Below are 20,331 nucleotides of genomic sequence, written 5' to 3'. Positions count from 1 at the left end.
GAAAAGCCGGGCGCATCGGGGTAGGAAGCACCCATGGGCCTCGAGCCGATCAGTGGAACGCCGGATCCGAACGGCGGAGATTGCGTGGCTTGCGGCCGGTGTTGCCATCACGGCCCGCGCACCGTGCACCTGCTCGAGCCCGACGAGGAACGCATGGGCAAGCGCAGGCTCGAGCTCTACACGGAGCTCGACACGCGCCCCCCGTACTTCCGCTTCATCAAGAATGAAGGCGAGCGTTGCGGTGGGCTCGACGTGTCCCAGCCCGGCCTGTATCCGTGCGCGATCTACGAGCATCGCCCCGAGGACTGCCGCATCGTCGATGTCGGCTCACCCGCGTGTCTCGAGGCGCGTCGTCTCGGTCACCTCGGTACGAGCGTCGAGTTCACGCGATTGCCGTGATTGGGGTCAGGGTTTCCCTGACGCCCGAGGTCACTGCGTAATGGTGGGGAGCTGCGTCGAGTGGTCGGCGTCGACGAAGATCGCCACGAAGAGCTTCGTGTCGCTCGTGAGCGCGACGCCCGGGTATCGCTCCGTCCAGAACCGTGCGAACACGTCGTCGAAGCGCGGGCCGGGGCCATCGAAGCCCGTGGCTTGCAGAACCCGCGGGTCGATCGCGCCGAAGCGCATCTCGAAGCAGTGAGCCAGGCGCTCGCGGTGTCCGCCGTCGGGCGCGGTCACGTTGAACGTGAGCCCCACGTTTTCGAGCAGCACGTTCTGCGTCGTCGAGTCGACGTCGCGTGGTTCGATCCAGGTCGATCCCGAGGTGCTCGCCCAGAACCGGGATCGGGGTTCGGATTGGGCGGGCGCAAGGCCGCTCATCATCGGAGTCTCTCCGTCGTTGGCCGGCGGGCGCACGATCGCTCCGCCTGGTCATGTCGATGCTCAGTCGAGCAAATTCGCTCGCTGACTTGATGTCCTTGTAGGGCCGGATTCTTCGCGCTCGATGACAACGGCCCGAAGAGAGACGCAATGGAGAGACGGACGCGCTCGTCCGCGCGGTCGAGTCGCGCGGGAGTTGATGCCTGGGGACCTCAACGCATGGAAGCGCACACCACGCGATCGCGCGCGTGGTGATGCTGACGTTCAGGTCGACGAGGGATCGATCGCCTTCGTGAGCTTGCCGGCGACGTCCCACTCGACGAGCTCGTTGTAGCCGCCGACCGGAGCACCCGCGATGAAGACGACGGGCAGCTCGTCTTCCTTGCACTTGGCTTCGCGCATCACGAAATCCTTGGTCACCGCGTCGCCAGCGACGTCGAGCAACGTGTAGCGGATACCCTTGGCGTCGAGCATTTCCTGGATGCGCGCGAGGAGGCGGGCGCCGCGATCTTTCTCGAAGTAGATCATGACAGGCGCGGCCTCGAGCTTGGCCTCGGGCTTGGCGTCGGGCGCAGGGCTCGAAGAGGTGGCCGTGCCACTCCGCAGGCTCGCGAGCTTCGCGCGCGCATTGCGGCGGCGCACCATTTCGGTCTCCGAGCAAAGCGGCTCGCCGAGCATCATGTTCATTCGGCGCGCGAGATCCCTCGGGACGCGAAGGCCGACGAAGCCGTCGCCCTTGGAGGAGGTGATCACCGAGTGGAGCGAGGTACGGACGCGGTCGAGCATGGCGGGCGGATTGTCGTCTGCCGCGCCTCGGAATCAAGTCCCGCGAGCAAGATTGCGCGAAGAGCCCCTCAGGGCACGGTGATGGCGAACGAGTCGCGCTCGGTACCGTTCGCGTCGATGGCGCGGGCGTGGATGGAACCGCCGGACACGGTGACGTCGAGCGCGTGGACGAAGCCACCGGAGGACTTGCGCATGGCGCACTCGTCCCGCGAGATGTTCTCGTCCATGTCGCCGATGAGGCCGCCGCCCCCGCCGGTCGTGATGTAGGTCACGCCGTCGATCTCGAAGCGTTCGTAGCCGTGGATGTGGGCTTGGAGGACGAGCGGAACCTTGTATTGTGCAAGCGCCGACGCATAGCCCGTGCGTGCCGCCTGGTTCTGTGCGTTGTCTCCGCAGGTGACGAAGGGGCGGTGCATCACGAGCACGGAGAACCGGAAGCCCGGCTTCTTGCTGACCTCCTCGAGCCCGGCGAGGAGCCACTTGCCCTGCGTCGTCTCGGGCTCCACGGCCTGCTCGGTGTCGAGCACGTGGAACCAGATGCCCGCCGACTCGTAGCGATAGTAGGTCAGCTCTCCGCCGAAGTTCGGGTACCCGAAGAAGCGGTTCGAGTAGTCGTCGAGCTCGTCGGGCGTTTCGTGTTCGTGGTTGCCGAGCGCCGGCTGCAGCGCGCCGAGGGCGAGCAAGGGGCGCATCAGAGGAAACCAGCCCGTCCAGGTCTCGAACGCCGACTCGTAGTACTGGATGTCGCCGCCGTGGACGAGGAAGTCCGGCGCGAGCGGCACCACCTTCGCGATCAGCTTCGGGACGATCTCACCAAGCAGAGGATTCGTGTCGCCGATGGCGACGAAATGCACGTCGGCCCCGTCCGGGCGCGAGGTGCAGAAGCGGCCCGTGAGCGAGCGATCCGCGGCGAGCGCGTACTGGTAGCAAGTGCCCACCGGGAGGCTCTCGAGCACGACTTCGTGCATCCAGGCCGGCCCCGGCCAGTCGTCCGGGGAGCGCTGAGGTCCGAGGACGGCCGTGTGGCGCACGGTGAGGTCCTTCATCGTCTCCGTGCTGGTCAGCGTCTGCTCGGCGCCACCGCCTTCGGGCGTGAGCACGAGGCCGCCCTCCGAGCCTGCGCGGCACGACTCCCAACGGATGCGGCCCGACGTTCGCGTCATCGCCATCGACCACGGCCCTTTGCTGACGCCGTTCGCGGGGCAGGGCGGGGGAACGTCGCCGGAGTCGGTCTCGTCGTCGGTCGTCGTCGGGTCGGCAGCCGCGGGATCGTTCGACGACGAACATGCCGGAGCGGCGAGTGCGATCGAGACCGGACCGAGGATGGCCAGGGCCACGAGAATCCCGAGTCGAGGAAGCGAGCTCACGTGGGCACTGTTAGCAGTAGGCCTGGGCCCTCGCGCGGGAATGCGAGCCCTGAGACGGAATGAGACGGCAGTGTCGATCCGTCGAAATGGAACCCGCCGTCATCGAGCTGTTCGAGATCGACCGCGCGGTTCTTCTCAGCGCCTTGCCGTTCGCCGCGGCGAGGCGCGTCAGCGCGGACTCTTTTGCGGACGTTCGTGCGAGCGTTACGTTTGTGCGGGATGCGTGCGCGCCTACTTTTCGCCCTCGCTGCGTCCGTGTCGCTCGCGCCGGGACTCGCCTTCGTTCCTGCCTGCTCGAGTGACATGTCCGCGTCGAGCGGGCCGCCCGTCGAGCTGCATGGCGTCGAGGCTTCGGTGCGCGTGGATCTTTCTCCGTTCGTGATTCGGGTGATCGATGGGGAAGGCAAGGAGATCCTCACCACGCTTCCCGGAGGCGACGGAGATCCGTACGGAGGCCCTGGGGCAACGCGCGACATGGGCAGCGAGAACGTCATGCCGCTGCCGGGGTGGGACGGCTGGATCGCCGATGAACGCCCCTGGCGTCGTCCTTCGAGCGCCGTCACCGTGGCGCAGTCCGATCGCGGCGCGACCTTCGAGCTCGACGCCGGTGACGGCAACGCCATCGTCGTCGACGTGCTTCTCGACGGCGCGAAGGTCCACCTGAAGACGACCGCGCGCTTCGCCGATCCCGCATCTCCCGAGGTGTGGAACAAGACGAGCATCGCTTTCGCTCTTCGACCGGACGAGCATTTCTTCGGGCTCGGCGAGCGCTTCGCGAGCGTGGACCACCGTGGGCTCTCGCTCTACTCCTGGGCCGAAGAGGGCGGCCTCGGGCAAGGCGAAGATCAGCCTCGCGGTCCTCAGAATCCGTCGCCGAATGGTCCGTCGATGACGTACTTCCCGGTGCCGTTCTTTCTCTCGAGCGCGGGGTACGCCGTACACCTCCCGACCACGTTCCGTACCGAGACCCATCTCGGGAGCGAACGCGACGATGCGTACCGAATCGCAGCGAGCACGACGTCGCTCGAAACGATCGTCTACGTTCACGACGACCCCGCGGCTTCGCTCGAGCATTTCACGCGGGATACCGGGCGCTCGATGATTCCGGCACCCTGGGCCTTCGGCCCCGTGCGTCGCGTCAGTTTCGACAACCAGGTGAACGGCGTCGACGAGTGGACGGTCCTACGCCAGCGCAAGGTGCCGACGACGATTCTCGACGACGCCACGCACATCCTACCCGCGCGTTCCGAGGTCGGGCGCGAAGGCGTTCTCTCGAGCTGGATCCAGCGCGTGCACGCGGCCGGTTACAAGGTCGTGGCGTACAACAACCCGTACGTCGCGTTCGGCAAGGATGGCTCGAAGCAGGATGCCGACTTCGGCGCGGCGAACGGCCTCTTCGCGAAGACGCCGGAAGGCGCGGTCGGCAAGACCACGTTCATCTCCGGTGAGCTTCTCGACCTCGCGACGATCGACCTCACGCAAGCAGCGGCCGTGGCCTGGTTCCAGGACCTGCTCGGGCACACGCTGGCGCTCGGGTACGACGGCTGGATGCACGACTTCGGCGAGTACGTTCAGAGGCCATGGCGCTTCGGCGATGGGCGCCTCGGCGAGGAGGTGCACAACATCTTTCCCGTGCTCAGCGCCAAGGCCGCACACGACTTGATGGAGAAGCAGCGCCCCGGCGACTATCTCTTCTACGTGCGCTCCGGCTACACGGGCTCGCAGCAATACGCGCCCATGGTGTGGAGCGGCGACCCCGAAGCCACGTTCGACGTAACGCAAGGCCTTCCGGCGCAGGTTCGTGGCGGACTGAACCTCGGCATGAGTGGTGTCGCTCTCTGGGGCAGCGACGTCAGCGGGTTCAAGTGCATCACCGACTTCCCGCACGACAAGGAGATGTACCTGCGCTGGGCGGAGTTCGGCGCCGTTTCTCCGTTCATGCTCGAGGAGAACGCGTGTGCGAATCCGCTCTTCGATCGGAGCAAGTGGAAGCTCTGGGACGACGACGAGACCGTGACCGTCTACGGCGCGATGGCCCGCCTCCATACGCGCTTGCTGCCCTATTTCGAAGTGCTTGCGCGCGAGGCGAACCAGACCGGTATGCCCATCATGCGCCACCCATTTCTCTATCACCCGCACGAGCCGGCGGTTTGGGCGGTGGACGACGCCTATTACCTCGGCGCGTCGCTCTACACGTCGCCGGTGGTCTCGCGCGGCGCGACGAGCAAGTCGACGTGGTTTCCGCCCGGCAGGTGGGTCGACTTCGACGATCACACGGTCGTCGAGGGGGGCGGCGCGCATGTGACGCCCGCTCCGCTCGACAAGCTCCCGCTCTTCGTGCGTGATGGAGGCATCGTGCCGATGCTCGACCCATCCATCGAGACGCTCGCCGTGTCGACGGCGGATACGGATCCCGCGGTCGTCACGCTCGATCGTGTTCGTGATCGCCTGGACGTGATCGTGGCGCTCGCGCCCGGCCAGGACGCGCACATCGTCCTCGCCGACGGCACCGAGCTCACGGCGCGGCGGAAGTCATCGGCCGGGCCCGCGAGCGGTCTTGCCGTCGTCGATCCCGCAGCGGTGTCGACGTGCTCTGACGGTTGTGTGGCCCAAGGGCCCGATGGCGACGTCGACCGCGTCCGGCTGACGACACCGCTCGGTACCTCGTCGAGCGTGGCGCACGAAGATCTGGAGCTCGTCGTCGACAAGGGCGCCACTTCTCGCCGGGTGCGCTGGGACGTCCTGCGCTTGCGCTGACCGACGGACGCTCAGTGCTCGACGTTCTCCGGCGGAATGCCGAAGACGAACGCGTCGGCATCCTCTTGGAGCTCCAGAATCGTTCGCTCGCGTACCACGCGCGGATCCTGGCTCATGCGCCAAAGGCCGTCTTCGTCCACGACGAAGTCGACGGCCTCGTGCGCGTCGTTTTCGAGCTGAACCGTCATGGGCGCTTCGCGTGTCCATGGCCATGCAACGATGCGCCATCGTTCATTCGACTCTTCGAGCTCTGCGAACGCGCTCGTGTCTCGGAAGCGACGAAGCCCGTCGCGGGCGTCGGCGGTGAGGCTTGCTTCGGCGGGCCAGACGACCATCGTGACTCCTTCGCCGCGTGAACCGACACGGCGGCTCCCGCATCGTCATCGCAAAGCGCGCGCCGTCTGCGCCCTTGCCGACTCGAGCGAGAGAACGTCGTCGGAATGCTCCTGGGCGCGTTCCTTGCGACCGGCGATCGCTCGCACTCGCCCCACGAACTCCATTGTGTGTCGACCTTCCGCATGACGTTGGCGAGAACGAATCTCGTGGGCTGCGGAACGATGTTTCATCGCGTCGGTCGAGCCTTCGTCGAATCTCCTCGTCCCCTTCGCCATCGGGCGCGCGTTTCCGCTTCGGCTGCGGCCTGGCCGCGGGCATGCGGCACCTCGGTTGCAGTCCTGCCGTTGCGTGCCGCCTCGGCGTCACCTCGACCGCGGCACCGAGGAGAGGAGAGCCATGATGAAGTTCCAGAAGCCCTTGGCCGTGCTGGCCGTCACGGCCGTCACCTGCGCGTGGACGGGCGTTGGCCGAGCGGACGACACCGACCAGACGCCCTCGGTGCCCGGTCCGTCCCCGGGGATCAACCCGACGAAGCCGGACACGACAGACACCGTGCCGCCTGGCACGACGCCTCCGAGCTCGCAGTATCCGAACGGCCAGTATCCGATGACGCCGTACACGCCGACGCCCAGCACGACGTTGCCGGAGATCACGCCGCAGCCGACCACCACGACGTCGGCCGAGTACGAGGAGAACGTCGGCGCGGAGAAGAAGCCGTGGATTCCGAACCGTCCGCTCCTTTTCACCGGCGGCGCCATGTTCCTCGGTGCGTACGGCGCGTCGGTCATCACGGCCGCGATCAGCAGCACCGAGGCGGACGAGAAGCTGTACATCCCGGTCGTCGGTCCGTGGCTCGACATGGGAACGCGCGAGTGCGGCTTTGGTCAGTGCGGTGCTCGCGAGGACGTGAACAATGCGTTCCTCGTGGCGAGCGGCGTCGTGCAGGGCGTCGGTGTCGGCTTGGCCGTGGCGTCGCTGTTCGTGCCGGATTCGGCGTCGCACTCGCGGAGCTTGGCGAAGTCGGCGCCGCCGCCGAAGCCCGAGGTTCACGTGACCCCGACCTCGATGGGCAGGGGAGCCGGCGTTGGTGCGTACGGTACTTTCTGATGGACGGCTCACGACCCGAGGCGTGTGGCGTCTTCGCGGACGATGGCGGCGGAGGCGCCACACGCTTCGGTGCGGGGATCACGCGTTTCTCGAGGGCTTCGTGAGCTCCACCGTAGGAACGTCGGTTGCACCTTCTTTCACGAGGCTCGGCGACAAATGCGATTTCTGGCTCTCGCGACGGACTACGACGGAACGCTGGCCGACGACGGCGTCGTTCGACCCGAGGTGATCGATGCGCTGCTGCGCCTTCGACGATCCGGACGGAAGCTTGTCCTCGTCACCGGCCGCGAGCTCGAAGATCTGATGCGCGCGTGTCACTACCTCGATGTGTTCGATGCGATCGTCGCCGAGAACGGCGCGCTGCTCTACACGCCGCGTCCACCGACCGAGCGTCCCCTCGCATCACCTCCGCCGCCTGACTTTGCGGCGACCCTGATGGAGCGGGGAGTCACTCCGCTTTCGTGCGGACGCATCGTCCTCGCGACGTGGCAGCCGCACGAGCAGGTCGTGCTCGACGTCATTCGGGAGATGGGCCTCGAGCTCGAGGTCATCTTCAACAAGGGCGCAGTCATGGTTCTGCCGTCGGGCATCAACAAGGCGAGCGGTCTCAAAGCGGCGCTCGCCGAGCTCGGAATTCCCGCGCAGCAGGTGGTGTCCGTCGGCGACGCCGAAAACGATCATTCGCTGCTCGAAGCCTGCGGTATCGGTGTCGCCGTGGGGAATGCTGTGCCCGCACTCAAGCGCAGGGCGGACCTCGTGCTGACGAAGGTCCGAGGCGAGGGCGTCATCGAGCTATGCGACGCGGTTCTCGCCAACGATCTCGCCGGCACCGAGCGCGTCACGCCGATGAGGCTGAGCCCCACCGGCGTTCGGTGAGCGACGCGATTACTTCGAACCCGGCTTCTTGGCACCCGCGTCCATCACAGTCGTCGTGGAGGGCGACGGGTTCGTGATGGTCGAGGTCGAGCCAGGGGCCGGGCCGGACGTTCCGGGGACAGTTGCGCCCGGGCCCGTCGGCGCTGTGCCTGTTCCGGCGCCCGTCGACGGGGTTGCCGAGCCGCCTGGCGCCGTGCCCGCCGGATTGGTGACCGGCGGCTCCGTCGGAGGAGTCACCTCGGGCGCCTTCGGCTCACTGCCACCGCCGCACGCGGACAAAATGCCGTAAGCGACGAGCCCAGCCAATACGAACCCTGAGACTTTCATGGACCTCTCTCCCGTTCCAGGCACGTGTCCGACGTGCGGTTTGGGGCGCGCCGCGATGCACCGGGTATGCCGACGCGCGCGCGAACCCTCCGGCGGAGGGCACGACGCCGAGGCGCCACCTGGCGTCGCCCACTTGCGCGCCGATCGGCGGCACCGAACGGCAGGTTCGCCAGATTCCGGACGCGCCCCCCCGTGGCACGAAGGCCGCCGAGCGCGGGACCTGTGGCGATTGTTCTCGCTCACGCGACTCGGGGGACGAAGTCGAAGGTCCCTGCGGACGCCGCGAATCTCGAACCCGCTGCTGCAGCTCGGAGCCCGTCCGACGTGAAGCTGGCCGCTCTCTCAATCGCGTAGTCGCGACTCGGGGCACAACACAAGGTCGAAGGCCCGCTCGCCTGCCGCGAACCTCGAACCCCGCGCGGGCTTGGCGTCTGTCCGACGTGAAGCCGGCCGCCCTCCCAGTCGCGTAGGTGCGACTTACGGCACGACGCGGAAGAAGCTCGCCGCGCGACCTCCCCTGAAACGCCTCGCGCGAAGCGCGACAAACTTGAGTGGGCCCACCGGGACTTGAACCCGGGACCTACGGATTAAAAGTCCGCAGCTCTACCGACTGAGCTATAGGCCCGAAAACAGACACCCCTCGATACCTTCGCTGGGCGCCGACGTCCACCCCTTCTGAAACCGATCGCAGTCGATTTGGCTCGGAGGAGGACGTCTCTATCGCTGTTTCAGGCACCGCTCGGTACGGGCGCTCTCCGGATGGACGCGCTCCTCAGCCTGGGTCGAGCCACTCCAGGCGGCGTCGATAGAGAAAGAGGATGCGTTCGTCGGACTCGTTCCGCAGCTCCTCGGGCACCTTCATCAGGTTGCGATCGGCGGCGGGCACGCGAAGGACGCGCGCGCTGTCGCCAGCAACGTTGTTCACCCGCGTGCAGCGGACTGTGGCCGGGATCACGACGCGATCGCCGACACGCACGCTCTGGAGCCCCGAGCCGACCGCCACGATCTCGCCGACGAGCTCGTCCGTCACGCCGGCGAGCATCAGGGCGAGGAATCTCTGGACGAAGCGGTCCGACGAGCCTCGATCGGTGTGCGACGTGATCCGAATGAGCGCGTCGGTCGGGCCGACCGAGGAGTCTCGGAACGCCGGGTGGCCGGGTGTCGGCGTCGTCGGCGGCTCGTCGTCCCACCGATCGTCGTGTTCCACGCCGTGCACTTGTTCGTGGATGGGGTAGACCCGCATGACATCGACCTCGGGGGCCCGACGTTGCACGGCCTGTGCGCATCCGTTTCGCTTGGAATTCTTTGCGAATCGAGATTTGCCGCAAATCGATGCGACGCCGGCGGGGCCAAGGTCGCCCCGATGTGGCGAGCAAAAACGGCGGCGGCGCGTCGTAGCTCGTCCAATTCGCGTGCGGCCGAGCTCTTCGCGGATGCGCTCCCCGTCGTCTCACGACGCGCGTGGTCGCGCGGTCACTTGAAGCCGGTGAGATGCACCACGTACCACTCGCCGCGCCACGAGATGAGCGAGCTCACGTCGAAGCCGCGCTCCTTTCCGTCAACCTCGTAAATCATGCGCGTGCCGTAGACGCGGTAGTAACCGAGCTTGTTCGTCTCTTCGTTGGGGTCGACCCAGCGCGCGCGATCGTCAGGAACTTCGGCGCGAACGAGCTTGGCGCGATCGGCCGAGTCGCCGAGTCGCTTGTGGAGCGCGTGGATGTCTCGTTTGTACGCGGCCACGAGTCGGCGTCGCCAATCGGAGGAAGGCGAGGGGATGGCCTTTACTTGCTCGTACGCGGTCACGGGAAAGAACGCCGGCAGCGCGAGATCGGGATCGTCTTTGGCGATGCCCTCCCAGAGCGCAGCGATGCGCGCATCGAACGCGGGCCCCGATGCTTTCGGCTTGTCGTGCGTTTGGGGAAGCGTGCCTGGATCGACTCCGCCGTCGGCTCCTGCGGCGGCGGTTGCTCCTGTCGTGGCCGTCGATGCGTCGGTCGCAGCGTTGGCATCGGACGATGCCGCGGCGGGCGCCGGCAAAGGAGCGACCGCCGCGTCGATGCCCATGGGCGCAGGCGGCTCTCCACGTGAGCACGCAACGAGTGCGCCGAACGCGAAGCCGAACCCGATCGCGCGAGAGAGCCCCTGAACGAGACTGCGCGTGAGGCCTCGATTCGGACCCGAGAAAACGTACGGAAAACGATGAACGACTGCGCGCGCGCGCATGGTGCACGGACCCTACTGCATCGCGTCCGAAGGAGCGAACGGAAGTTCGCGACTGGCCTCTGTAAGGTCTGTGTGTAGGCCCGCGTTGCCCTTTCGGCACCGGAGGGACGTTGACGCTCCGGCGACCTGTCGATAGTTGTAATGCACACCCGCGCGGCGGCTGACGGCGCTCGAACGGGTCCTCGGTAGCTTGTAAGGAGAGTCGCATGCGAAGGATCTCGGCTGTCATCGTGGGTGTCGTCACCGTGGCTGCTTGCCTGACGGCGGCCTGCGGGAAGAAGGATGAAACTCCGCCTGCCAACGCTCCCATGGGCAGCGCGCAGCCTTACGGCCAGCAGGGCTACCCGCAGCAGGGCTACCCGCAGCAGGGCTACCCGCAGCAGGGGGCCCAGCCCGGCTATCCGCAGCAGGGCGCGCAGCCCGGTTACCCGCAGCAGCAGCCCGCGGCCGGCGGCGCGCTCTCGGTCCCTGGCCCCACGGCGCTGCCCTGCCAGAACGACTCGCAGTGCATGACGCACAAGTGCAACACGCAGTACGGCAAGTGCGCGTTCCCCTGCACGTCGGACAACGACTGCATCCAGGGCTCCACGTGCTTCGTCGGTGGCGGTGCTCTCGCCGCGTGTTTGCCGAAGCCGCCGGGACAGTGATCGCCAGCGTCGTCGGAGCCCCGATGACGGACTGAACCTAACGCGTCGCCGGGCTCGTCATGAGCGAGCTCTAGGCGCGTCCTTCGCGCGCGTGTTCATTTTGTCTTGGCGCGCTTGGCTCGCCCGAGCGACTGGGAGGTCTGGAGAAGGCCGGCCCACGGATCTTTCTTCTGCTTGGCGAGGAGCTTGGGCACCGAGAACACGTCGAGCTCGCGTGGATCGAGGTGCTCGAGATCGTTCCAGGCCACCGGCATCGCCACCGGGGTACCCGGGCGGGCGCGAGGCGAATAGGGAAGCACCGCGGTCGCGCCTTGCGCGTTTCGCAGGTAGTCGATGAAGACCTTCCCCCGACGCTTCGCCTTGGACATGTTGGCGACGTACTTGTCCGACGCTTGCTCGGCGAACGCCCGGGCGACGTCTTCGGCGAACGTGCGCACGGCTTCCCAACCATCGCGACGATTCAGAGGCACGACGACGTGCAGGCCTTTGCCGCCCGTCGTCTTGACGAAGCTCACGAGCCCGATCGCGCCGAGCGAAGCGCGGAGGGCGAGGGCCGCTTCGACGACCTTGTCGAACCCGAGGGCTTCGTCCGGATCGAGATCGAACACGATCCAATCGGGACGATCGAAGCGCGGGAGCGTGGAACCCCATCCGTGGAGCTCGATGGCGTTGAACTGGACGAGCTCGATCACCTCGCGAGGTTTCTGCACGTAGAGCACTTCCTCGCCTTCGACGTCGGAGTGGCCGATGTTCGCGGTGAGCCCTCGACCTCCGTGCTTCTGGACGAAGCAGGCTCGCTTGGCTTTCGTACCCTGGAGCGGGCCGAGCTTGTCGGCGGTCCACGATTCCGTGCAGCGCACCAACATGAGCGGCCGCTTCTTGGCGAAGGCGAGCAGGCGCTCCGCCACGGCCTCGTGGTAGCGCGCGAGATCGAGTTTCGTCAGGCCGAGCGTGCGGTCGACGATGCGTTCGGGATGCGTGATGGTGATGCCGAGCACGCGGTTGTCGCCCGTCTCGCGCACGACCTCGGCAGGTTTCTTGTCGATGCGAAGTCCTTCGAACGAGGGATGGCGAAGGACTCCATCCTTGGTCCACTCGGTGAACCGGACTTCGCCGACGAGCTTCGGCTCGACCCAAACCGCGTCTTTCATGCGCGGGGCCCCATCGGGGGCTTTGGCGCCGTCGGTGAGCTTGTCGAGGCGCTTGCGCAGATCCTGGAGCGTCCGGGCGGTGAAGCCCGTGCCGACCTTGCCGGCGTACTGGTACCGGCCTCCGCGGTGCACGGCGAGAAGCAGCGCGCCGATGCCGCTGCGTGACCCCTTCGGGGGCGTGAAGCCGACGATGGCGAACTCTTGTCGCTTCTGGCACTTCACCTTCACCCAATCGCGCCCGCGTCCGCTCACGTGCGGGCGATCGGCGCGCTTGGCGATGATGCCCTCGAGCCCGGCCTTGCAGGCGTGGGTGAAGAACGTTTCGCCGCGCTCGTCCACGTGATCGGCGAGCCGCAGCGGCGGCTTCTCGTACGCGAGGATGGTGCGGAGCGTATCCTTGCGTGTGATCAGCGGTTCGTCGCGGAGATCGACACCGTCGAAGTAGAGCAGGTCGAAGACGAAGTAGACGATCTGCGCGCGCTCCTTCGCGGCTGCACCGAGCGCGTTCTGCAGGTGCTGGAAGTCGGTGCGTCCGTCCGGCAAGACGTAGGCAATCTCGCCGTCGAACACGGCCTGCTTCGCGCGGATGCGCGACACGGCCTCGGCGATCTCGGGGAACTTGGAGGTCCAATCCTTGCCGTTGCGTGAGGCGATCTGGACCTCGCCGTGATCGAGCGTCGTGATGGCGCGATAGCCGTCGTACTTGATCTCGTAGATCCAGTCGCCGACCGTGGTCGGTCCAGCGACGGGCACCGCGCCCACGAGCGTGGCGAGTTGCGGCTCGATAGCGCCGAAGCGAGGCATCTTGGCGGTACGGGCGCGCGTCGATGCTTCCTTCGACGTGGTTCGTTTGGGCAAGGCGGGGGCTCCGGCTTCGATGTCTTCGATGGTTCGATCGGTGAGGACGCTTCGCGGCAAGCGTGTGACCACCGAGCTCGCCCCATCGTCGCGAGCGAACGAATCGCGGCGCTTGATGAGCAGCCAGGTGTCTTTCTTCTTCCGCGAAGGGCTCGCTTGGCGGTCGGGCATGCGCACGAGCACGAAGGCCCCGTGGAGCTTCTCTCCGCGGAGGGAAAACTCAAGGCGCCCCTTTTGGAGGCCCTCGTCCGGGTTGCCCTTGGGCTGCCATTCGCCGCGATCCCAGACGATGACCGGCCCGCCGCCGTACTGATCTTCGGGGATCGAGCCTTCGAAGTCTCGGTAGTCGACCGGGTGATCCTCGGTTTGAACGGCGAGTCTTTTGTCCGTCGGCGAGAGGCTGGGGCCCTTGGGGATCGCCCAGCTCTTCAGCACACCGTCGAGCTCCAGCCGAAAGTCGTAATGCATGGCCGTCGCGGCGTGCTGCTGCACGACGAACGATCGACCCGTCGCCGACGGACGAATTTGGGCGGTGGGCTCGCTCGTGGACTCGAAGTCCCGGAGCTCTTGGTACGTTCGGAGAGCCGAACCTCTCTTTGGGGCGGGCGCGCGCCGGCGACGTCGTGAAGTCCCGTCGCCGTCGCCGCGCGCCATCAGGCGGCCTCCGTCTTCTTCGAGCGCGTTGTTCGCTTGCGAGGCGTTGCTTTCTTCGGCCCGGGTCCCTTCGGGCGGGGCGTCTCGTCGTTGGCTGCCCGCGCCTTGCTGGCCTTGCCGCTCGCGGCGACACTCTTCTTCAGGAGATCGAGCAGGTCGACGACGTTGGTCGCGGCCTTCGCGCGCGCCGGCTCGTGATGCGCCGTGGCTTCACCGGTCTCGACTTTTTCCTCGATGATCTTCATGACGTCGGCGTAGTACCGATCGCGATACTTCTTCGGCTCGAAGCTCGTCATCATGCCCTCGACGAGCTGCTCCGCCATCGAGAGCTCGCGCGCGGATAGGTCGGGCGCTTCGCTCTTCGTCGGAAGCGGCAGGTCGGATGGTCGCTTGAGCTCGTGACCGAAGCGGAGCATCTCGAGCATGATCGAATTGCCGACCGGCATCAGTGCGCAGAGGTGCTCGCGCGAGCGCAGCACGAAGGTGGCGATCGCGATCGCGCCCTTGTTCTCGAGCGCTTGGCGCAGGAGCATGTACGCTTTCGTCGAGCGCTTCTGCGGCACGAGGTAATAGGGCGTTTCGAAGTAGGCCGGATCGATCTCGTCTTCGGGAACGAAGTCCTGGATGTCGATGGTCTGCGTCGCTTTGACGTTGGCCTTGGCGAGATCGTCGGGCTCGAGAACGACGAAGTTGTCGCGCTCGTATTCGTAGCCTTTGACGATGTCCTTCCACTCCACCAGCTTGCCGGTCTGCGCGTTCACGCGCTGGAAGCGGATGGGGGAGAGGTCGCTCTTGTCGAGCATCCGGAAGTGGAGCTCTTCGCCCTTCTGCTCGGCCGTGTAGAGACCAACGGGGATCTGGAGCAATCCGAAGCTTATCGATCCCGACCAGATCGCGCGCCCGCTCGGTGCGCGGGTCGACTCCTCGCTCTCGGCATCGGACTTCTCGGACAACTTGCGTGCATGGGCTCTCGCTCGGGCCATGCTCGCGATGGTGCAGCGACCGTTCCATGCGGGCGCTCTCCGCTCACCGAAACAGGCGACGGGTGTTCAGCCGAGACGGTTCAGGCAAGCGGCGTTCGAACGTCGAGTGCGTGCACGAGCATGGCATCGCCGTCGAAGATGAACTTGCCGTCGATGCGCTTGCCCTCGAGCATGCGTGGGAGCCAGAGCGCGTCGTCGGCCCACATCTCGCTGTAGGGGATCGCGTCGATGGGCGTCCAGAGCGGCACCGCTTCGTCCGTCTCGGTGGCCGTACCGATGCACCCGTCGGCGCGGAAAACCTGTGCCTCGAGCGCGTAGCCGTCCTGGAACTGGAAGCGAAGACGCCCCATGTCGGTCACGCCCGTGGGCGTCACGCGTAGCTCTTCTTGGACTTCGCGGATGGCGCACGCGCGCGCAGACTCGCCGGGCTCGAGGCGGCCGCCCGGACCGTTGACCTTGCCGGCACCCAGGCCGCGCTTTTTGCGAATGAGCAGGATCTGCCCGTCGCGAACGACGAAGAGCAGCGTCGCCTTGTCGGTGGGCGTCCAGCGTGTCCAGTCGACGTCGTCGAGGGCGGCAAGCTTCGGTCGCTCCGCGACGCCGAAGACACCAAGCCCTTCGAGCGTGGGCGTGATCTCGATCGGGCGAAGACCTGCTGCGGCGAACGCGCGCTCGAAGCGGTCCACGTCGAACCGACCGTAGCGGCGAGAGACGACGCGCCAGAGCGCCATGCTCGCCACGAAGCGTGGATCGCGCAGTGTCTGAGCGCGCATCGAGGCGGGCAGGAGCGGGGAGTTCGGGATCTGCGCGGGTTCGAGGAACGCGCAGCGCGCCCCGGGACGCATCACGCGCCGTGCCTCCGAGAGCGCGCGGATCGCGTTGGGCACGAGATACAGAAAGCTGTGACCGGTGACGGCGTCGAAGCTTCCGTCGGCGAAGCTCAGATTCAGCGCGTCGCCTTGCGTGAGCTCCACGGACGCGCCCGCCGGATCGAATCGCTTCCGTGCCTGCGCGATGCGGAGCATGGTCTGGCTGAAGTCGAGCCCCGTCACGCGAAGCCCGGGGATGCGCTCGGCCATCCCGAATGCGCTCTCTCCGGGGCCGCAACCCACGTCGAGCAAGCGCTGCCCGCTGCGAACGCCGGTCAGCTCGGCGAGGCGCGCGCCGTGCGTTCGCCACGTCGGCTGGGACGTGAGGAACGCGTAGGGCAGCGCGCCGAGCTCGAACAGAACGAACTGACCCAGTCGCTCGGCGGCGTTCATGGCGGTGTCCACGTAGGAACTGGCGGCACGCGTCGTCGACGGAAGCGCCGACGAACGCGTCCGATCAGTAGTTCGTGGTGACGAAGTCCATCTTCGAATTCGACGGCCACCCGAGCCCGCGCACGTGCTTGTCGATGCACGCCGCGACACCGGGGTTCGGTGGGTTCGGGTAGACGCTCACGCCGACGGCGCGTCCGTTCTTCACGGCCACCTTGACGGTGACCTTCATGCTGTCGGGAGCGCCGCAGCCGCTGATGAAGGACGCGCTCTTCATCGGCGCGCCGAGCTGCGCGTCGGTGAGGTCCGGCGCGCCGTTCTTACCGCCGATAGCGATCTCTTGGTTGTTCGACGCGAGGGCTGCTTCGAAGCTCATGCCGCCGACGTAACCAGCGCCCCCGCCACCTTTGCCGCCGGCCGCCGTGGCCTTCTTGGTGCCCTTGAGCGAGCCGCCGTTCGACAGGTCGATGGCCGACGGATCGTCCGTGAGATCGCCACCGTCTTTGCGCTCGCCGACCTTCTTCAGCACGTACATGCCGCCGCCCGCGAGGATCGCGAAGGCGAGGATGCCGCCGACGACGAACTTGGCGACGCCGGCCTTCTTCTCGGCGCTCTCGACCTTGGCGACTTCCTTCTTCTCCTGCGCGATCTGCCGGTGCATGCGCGCGTGCTCGGCGAAGGGCGCGAACTCCTCCCACTCGTCGAGCTTCTGCGAGACACCGGTGAGCTCGTCGCGCAGCGTGTCGCCGCCCGCGAACGCGTGGGAAGCGATCTGCTGGAGGACCTCGACCGCGTTGAACGGACCGTGGTCCATGCGGTCCTTGTTGACGACGTAGCGAGGTCGCGTGTCGGCCTCGAGGCGCGCCTTGAGGTTCGCGAGGTGACGGGTGGGATCGCGCGTGACGCCCGATGCGATGACCGGTGCAATCACCGGCGCGGCGCCCTGCTTCGGAATCTGCACGCCGGGTCCCGGCGCGGACGCTGCGCTCGGCGGAATCGAGAACTGCACGTCGACCGGGGGCAAGAGCGACATGCGAACGTCGACCGGCTGGCCCTCGTTCGTCTGATCGAGGTGGCTGAGATCGGCATCCGGCGGCGGGATGCTCTTCATCGGCGCGAGATGGTGCATCGCGCTGGCGAGCGCACCGAGATCGTCGGGACGCCCCGCGGGATCGGCCACGAGCGCCTTGCCGAGGAGAAGCTCGAGGGCCTCCGGCAGGTTGGGGTCGACGTCGCGCGGACGGCGCATGCCCGGCCCGACAGGCGTTCCGGTGACGGCTTCGTAGAGCATCGCTCCCACGGCGAAGACGCTGGCGCGGGCGTCTCCCGGGGCGTTCGTTTTGACGAGCTCGGGCGCGAGGGCGGCGCGATCGCGCGCGGCCTGAGGCGCGACGGCGAGGGAAGGGTGAAGGCGCATGAGGCCGTCAGGCCCCGACGTGATGGCCGACGGATGAACGAAGACTCGCTCACCTCGGTCGTGCCGAGCTTTGAGGTCAACGCAGACTGGAACGAGAACCGCGATGACGTCGTCGAGACCAAGCCGGCCGCCCTCGGCGCGTCGCGCATCGAGGAGGCTACGGAATGTCTGCGCGGGATACGCGCCAGGAGACGCGCCCAGTGTGCTGGGCGCCGCGAGAGCGGACATGGAGCCAAAGTTATACGGGCTAGACCTATCTCTTCAATAGGACGCGACGCGTTACCGCGAAGAAGCTCCGATTGAGACGCACAGTAAGCCCAGCCCGCGTCGCGCGTCGTGACACGCACACTTGCGATTCAAGCCGTTCGTCGCGAACGCTCGTGCCTACGTCAATCGCAAGGAAAAATGCAGTGGAGTGGTTCTGCGACGTTCGCCGCAAGACCACTCCACTTCGCCCGCGTCGCTTGTTTTCGTCGCGTCAGCCGCGTGCAGGTTCGGCGTTGACGGTACGCCCGCCGACCACCTGACCTACGAGCGCGCGAATCGCCTGCTCCATCTCCGCCTTGCGCACGGTGACGAAGGTGATGCGCTCTCGAACGCGAACGTTGCGCGTGTCGAAGTCGGCAATGCCGCCGTCCTGAAGCATGCTCTGCACGTCGCCCGGCTTGAGGCCGTCGCGACGTCCGACGTTCACGAAGATGTTGGCGACATCGCCGCCCTCGGTCGCGCCGAAGGTCTCGCCGCCGGAGGCCGGCTCGGGGAGGGCATGCGGTCGGGCGCCTTCGCGGGGATGACGCGTGGTCTCGACGGCGTCCTCGTTGGATTCACCCTCGACCGTGTAGCCGATGGTGTACCCGCCGCCGCCGTGGCGCGGGCGGCCTTCGCGCTCGTTGCGACGCGGGCGCTCCTGGCGGCGTCCGTCGCCGCGCGACTCGGCGCGTCCCGCGAGGATGGGGCGATCGTCGTCCGCGTCTGCCGGCGGCTGCCAATCGGAGAGGGCCGCTTGCGGCTGCCGCTCGCTCGTGGGCTGCACCTGGGCAGGCCGCTGCCGGTCGCGATCACGATCACGATCTCTGTCGCGACCTTGGGCCTGCGGGCCGCGACCTTCGGACTGCGGGCCGCGAACTTGGGCCTGCGGGCCGCGGTTGTCCGCGCGGTCTCGACCGCGATCGCGATCACGATCACGATCACGATCACGACGCTCGTGTTGCGGGCGGTCCTGGCGGCGACCGAAATCGCGCTGTCCACGCTCGGGGAGCGTCTGGCCGTCGCGAAGCGTGCGGGGCTCGTCGCTCGTGTGGGCCTGCGCGATCGCTCGCTCGTCGCGTCGCGCGTCGCGCCGAACTTCGGGGCGGGGCTGCGTGGCCACTGGCTCGGCCGGCGGATTCTTCGCGCGCCGTGCTTCGGCCGCCTGCTGCGAGACGTCGTCGGTGCTGGTTGCGCCGAGATGATCGCCGAGCAGACCCGCCACGATCGTCTCCGCCGACTCCGACGTCAGGAGCCGTCGCGCGACGGCGAGGTGCATCGGATCGGGCGTCTTCGCCCCGTAGGCATCGGCGAGGAAGGCGATGAGGTCTGTCTCCTCCCGCGTGCGCAGCTCGCCCTTCGTGGGGAGCGTGCGCTCGATCGGACGGATCTTGTACGTGAGCCTCAGCATGTAGAGGTGGCCCACGTCCTTCGGTCCGACGATGGAGATCGCCGTGCCAGTGCGGCCCGCGCGGCCCGTTCGGCCCGTGCGGTGGACGTATTGCTCGGCGGACTCGGGGAAGTCCGCGTTGATGACGTGCGTGAGATGCGAAATGTCGATGCCGCGTGCCGCGACGTCGGTGGCGACGAGGAAGCGAAGCTTGCCTTCCTTCGTCTTGGCCATGATGCGCTCGCGTTCGCGCTGCTCGAGATCGCCGTTGAGCCAATCGGCGTCGTAGCCCTTGCTCTTCAGGGCCTCGGCGACGCGCTCGGTCTCGTCCTTCGTGTTGCAGAAGACGACCGCGCTCTCCGGATCTTCGACCTCGATGATGCGGACGAGCGAGGCGCGCTTGTCGCCCTCGCGAACGAGGTAGACGAAGTGGCTGATCGAGAGGGCGCCGACCTGATCGCTCGAGAGCGTGACGTACTCGGGGTTGTGCAGGTGGCTGTTGGCGAGGCGCTCGACGTCCGGCGGGATCGTCGCGCTGAAGTAGAGCCCCTGGCGCTCCTTCGGGAGCATCTCGATGATCGCGTTGAGCTCCTTGGCGAAGCCCATCGAGAGCATCTCGTCCGCCTCGTCGAGCACGAAGATCCGGATGTGCGACGGATCGAGCGTGCCGCGGCGCAGGTGGTCGAGCACGCGGCCCGGTGTACCGCTGACGATCTGCACGCCCTCCGCGAGCGCTTCGACCTGGCGACCCATCGGCGCACCGCCGTAGATGGGCAGGATCTTCACTCCGCGGAATTCGGCGATTTGCTCGAGCTCCTTGGACACCTGAATCGCCAGCTCGCGCGTCGGCGTGAGAATCAGCGCCTGGACGCCGGCGACCGACTTCTTCACCAGCCCATCGATGATGGGCAGGCCGAAGGCCGTGGTCTTTCCGGTGCCCGTGCGGGCCTGGACGACGAGGCTCTTGCCGCGCGTCGCGGGCTCGTAGACCGCGAGCTGCACCGGCGTGGGATGAGCGTACCCCATCTTGCCGAGCGCCTTGCGGACGTCGGGGCTGAGCTGGAGTGCGTCGAACGTCGGCTTTGCCGCGTTCGTGTCACCGGGAGTCGGGGCCTGCACCTGGGTCAT

At 67.1% G+C, this 20,331-nt stretch carries 17 protein-coding genes and 1 tRNA gene; 5 read left to right on the top strand and 13 right to left on the bottom strand.

Translation table 11 applies throughout. The features are described from left to right. Positions 1 to 33 precede the first annotated feature (33 nt). A complete protein-coding gene (locus AKJ09_RS43800; RefSeq protein ID WP_146653804.1) occupies positions 34 to 399 on the top strand; it encodes a YkgJ family cysteine cluster protein in 366 nt (121 codons plus the stop codon). 30 nt (positions 400 to 429) lie between these two features. Here the strand turns inward: AKJ09_RS43800 and AKJ09_RS43795 are convergent, their stop codons facing one another. The 3 genes from AKJ09_RS43795 to AKJ09_RS43785 all read right to left on the bottom strand — a co-directional run bounded on the left by AKJ09_RS43795 (position 430) and on the right by AKJ09_RS43785 (position 2,972). Then, entirely contained in the window at positions 430 to 822 is a 393-nt protein-coding gene (locus tag AKJ09_RS43795; RefSeq protein ID WP_146653803.1) for a hypothetical protein, read from the bottom strand. Positions 823 to 1,083: 261 nt separating this feature from the next. Next, entirely contained in the window at positions 1,084 to 1,605 is a 522-nt protein-coding gene (locus AKJ09_RS43790) for a glutaredoxin family protein (RefSeq protein WP_146653802.1), read from the bottom strand. A gap of 68 nt (positions 1,606 to 1,673) precedes the next feature. Then, positions 1,674 to 2,972, bottom strand: coding sequence for a metallophosphoesterase family protein (locus tag AKJ09_RS43785; RefSeq protein ID WP_146653801.1), 1,299 nt, complete (start codon positions 2,970 to 2,972; stop codon positions 1,674 to 1,676). Positions 2,973 to 3,191: 219 nt separating this feature from the next. Here AKJ09_RS43785 and AKJ09_RS43780 point away from each other — a divergent pair, with 219 nt between their 5' ends. Next, a complete protein-coding gene (locus AKJ09_RS43780; RefSeq protein ID WP_146653800.1) occupies positions 3,192 to 5,729 on the top strand; it encodes a TIM-barrel domain-containing protein in 2,538 nt (845 codons plus the stop codon). Between the two features lie 11 nt (positions 5,730 to 5,740). Here AKJ09_RS43780 and AKJ09_RS43775 read toward each other — a convergent pair whose 3' ends face one another. Beyond that, entirely contained in the window at positions 5,741 to 6,064 is a 324-nt protein-coding gene (locus AKJ09_RS43775) for a hypothetical protein (protein WP_146653799.1), read from the bottom strand. Between the two features lie 397 nt (positions 6,065 to 6,461). On the opposite strand from AKJ09_RS43775, the gene AKJ09_RS43770 reads away from it, so the two are divergent. Together AKJ09_RS43770 and AKJ09_RS43765 are read left to right on the top strand one after the other, a co-directional pair. Beyond that, a complete protein-coding gene (locus AKJ09_RS43770) occupies positions 6,462 to 7,172 on the top strand; it encodes a hypothetical protein (protein ID WP_146653798.1) in 711 nt (236 codons plus the stop codon). A 156-nt stretch (positions 7,173 to 7,328) separates the two neighbouring features. Beyond that, positions 7,329 to 8,048: an HAD family hydrolase gene (locus tag AKJ09_RS43765; protein WP_146653797.1), complete on the top strand. Its 720-nt coding sequence runs from the start codon at positions 7,329 to 7,331 to the stop codon at positions 8,046 to 8,048. 9 nt (positions 8,049 to 8,057) lie between these two features. Here AKJ09_RS43765 and AKJ09_RS43760 read toward each other — a convergent pair whose 3' ends face one another. From AKJ09_RS43760 to AKJ09_RS43745, 4 genes are all read right to left on the bottom strand, one after another. Beyond that, positions 8,058 to 8,375, bottom strand: a complete 318-nt coding sequence (locus AKJ09_RS43760; RefSeq protein ID WP_146653796.1) for a hypothetical protein — start codon at positions 8,373 to 8,375, stop codon at positions 8,058 to 8,060. Positions 8,376 to 8,927: 552 nt separating this feature from the next. Continuing rightward, a tRNA-Lys gene (locus tag AKJ09_RS43755) sits at positions 8,928 to 9,000 on the bottom strand. A gap of 147 nt (positions 9,001 to 9,147) precedes the next feature. Beyond that, on the bottom strand, positions 9,148 to 9,618 hold the full coding sequence (locus tag AKJ09_RS43750; protein ID WP_169928358.1) for an alcohol dehydrogenase catalytic domain-containing protein: 471 nt from the start codon (positions 9,616 to 9,618) through the stop codon (positions 9,148 to 9,150). A 230-nt stretch (positions 9,619 to 9,848) separates the two neighbouring features. Further along, positions 9,849 to 10,598 carry a hypothetical protein gene (locus AKJ09_RS43745; RefSeq protein WP_146653794.1) on the bottom strand — a complete coding sequence of 250 codons (750 nt, stop codon included), beginning with the start codon at positions 10,596 to 10,598 and terminating at the stop codon, positions 9,849 to 9,851. 206 nt (positions 10,599 to 10,804) lie between these two features. On the opposite strand from AKJ09_RS43745, the gene AKJ09_RS53755 reads away from it, so the two are divergent. Next, entirely contained in the window at positions 10,805 to 11,245 is a 441-nt protein-coding gene (locus AKJ09_RS53755) for a hypothetical protein (protein WP_169927126.1), read from the top strand. Between the two features lie 95 nt (positions 11,246 to 11,340). Here AKJ09_RS53755 and ligD read toward each other — a convergent pair whose 3' ends face one another. The 5 genes from ligD to AKJ09_RS43715 all read right to left on the bottom strand — a co-directional run bounded on the left by ligD (position 11,341) and on the right by AKJ09_RS43715 (position 20,331). Further along, positions 11,341 to 13,908 carry a DNA ligase D gene (gene ligD / locus AKJ09_RS43735; RefSeq protein ID WP_146653793.1) on the bottom strand — a complete coding sequence of 856 codons (2,568 nt, stop codon included), beginning with the start codon at positions 13,906 to 13,908 and terminating at the stop codon, positions 11,341 to 11,343. Next, on the bottom strand, positions 13,908 to 14,891 hold the full coding sequence (ku, locus tag AKJ09_RS43730; RefSeq protein ID WP_146653792.1) for a non-homologous end joining protein Ku: 984 nt from the start codon (positions 14,889 to 14,891) through the stop codon (positions 13,908 to 13,910). Before ku ends, ligD begins: the two co-directional genes overlap by 1 nt. 80 nt (positions 14,892 to 14,971) lie before the next feature. Beyond that, positions 14,972 to 16,153: a methyltransferase domain-containing protein gene (locus AKJ09_RS55330; protein WP_146653791.1), complete on the bottom strand. Its 1,182-nt coding sequence runs from the start codon at positions 16,151 to 16,153 to the stop codon at positions 14,972 to 14,974. A gap of 64 nt (positions 16,154 to 16,217) precedes the next feature. Next, positions 16,218 to 17,795, bottom strand: coding sequence for a serine/threonine-protein kinase (locus tag AKJ09_RS43720; RefSeq protein ID WP_146653790.1), 1,578 nt, complete (start codon positions 17,793 to 17,795; stop codon positions 16,218 to 16,220). A gap of 250 nt (positions 17,796 to 18,045) precedes the next feature. Continuing rightward, entirely contained in the window at positions 18,046 to 20,331 is a 2,286-nt protein-coding gene (locus tag AKJ09_RS43715) for a DEAD/DEAH box helicase (RefSeq protein WP_146653789.1), read from the bottom strand.

It is taken from the genome of Labilithrix luteola, assembly GCF_001263205.1.
Lineage (GTDB): Bacteria > Myxococcota_A > Polyangia > Polyangiales > Polyangiaceae > Labilithrix > Labilithrix luteola.
The sequence above is the reverse complement of the archived record's forward strand: the minus strand, read 5'-3'. Positions and strand labels throughout refer to the sequence as shown.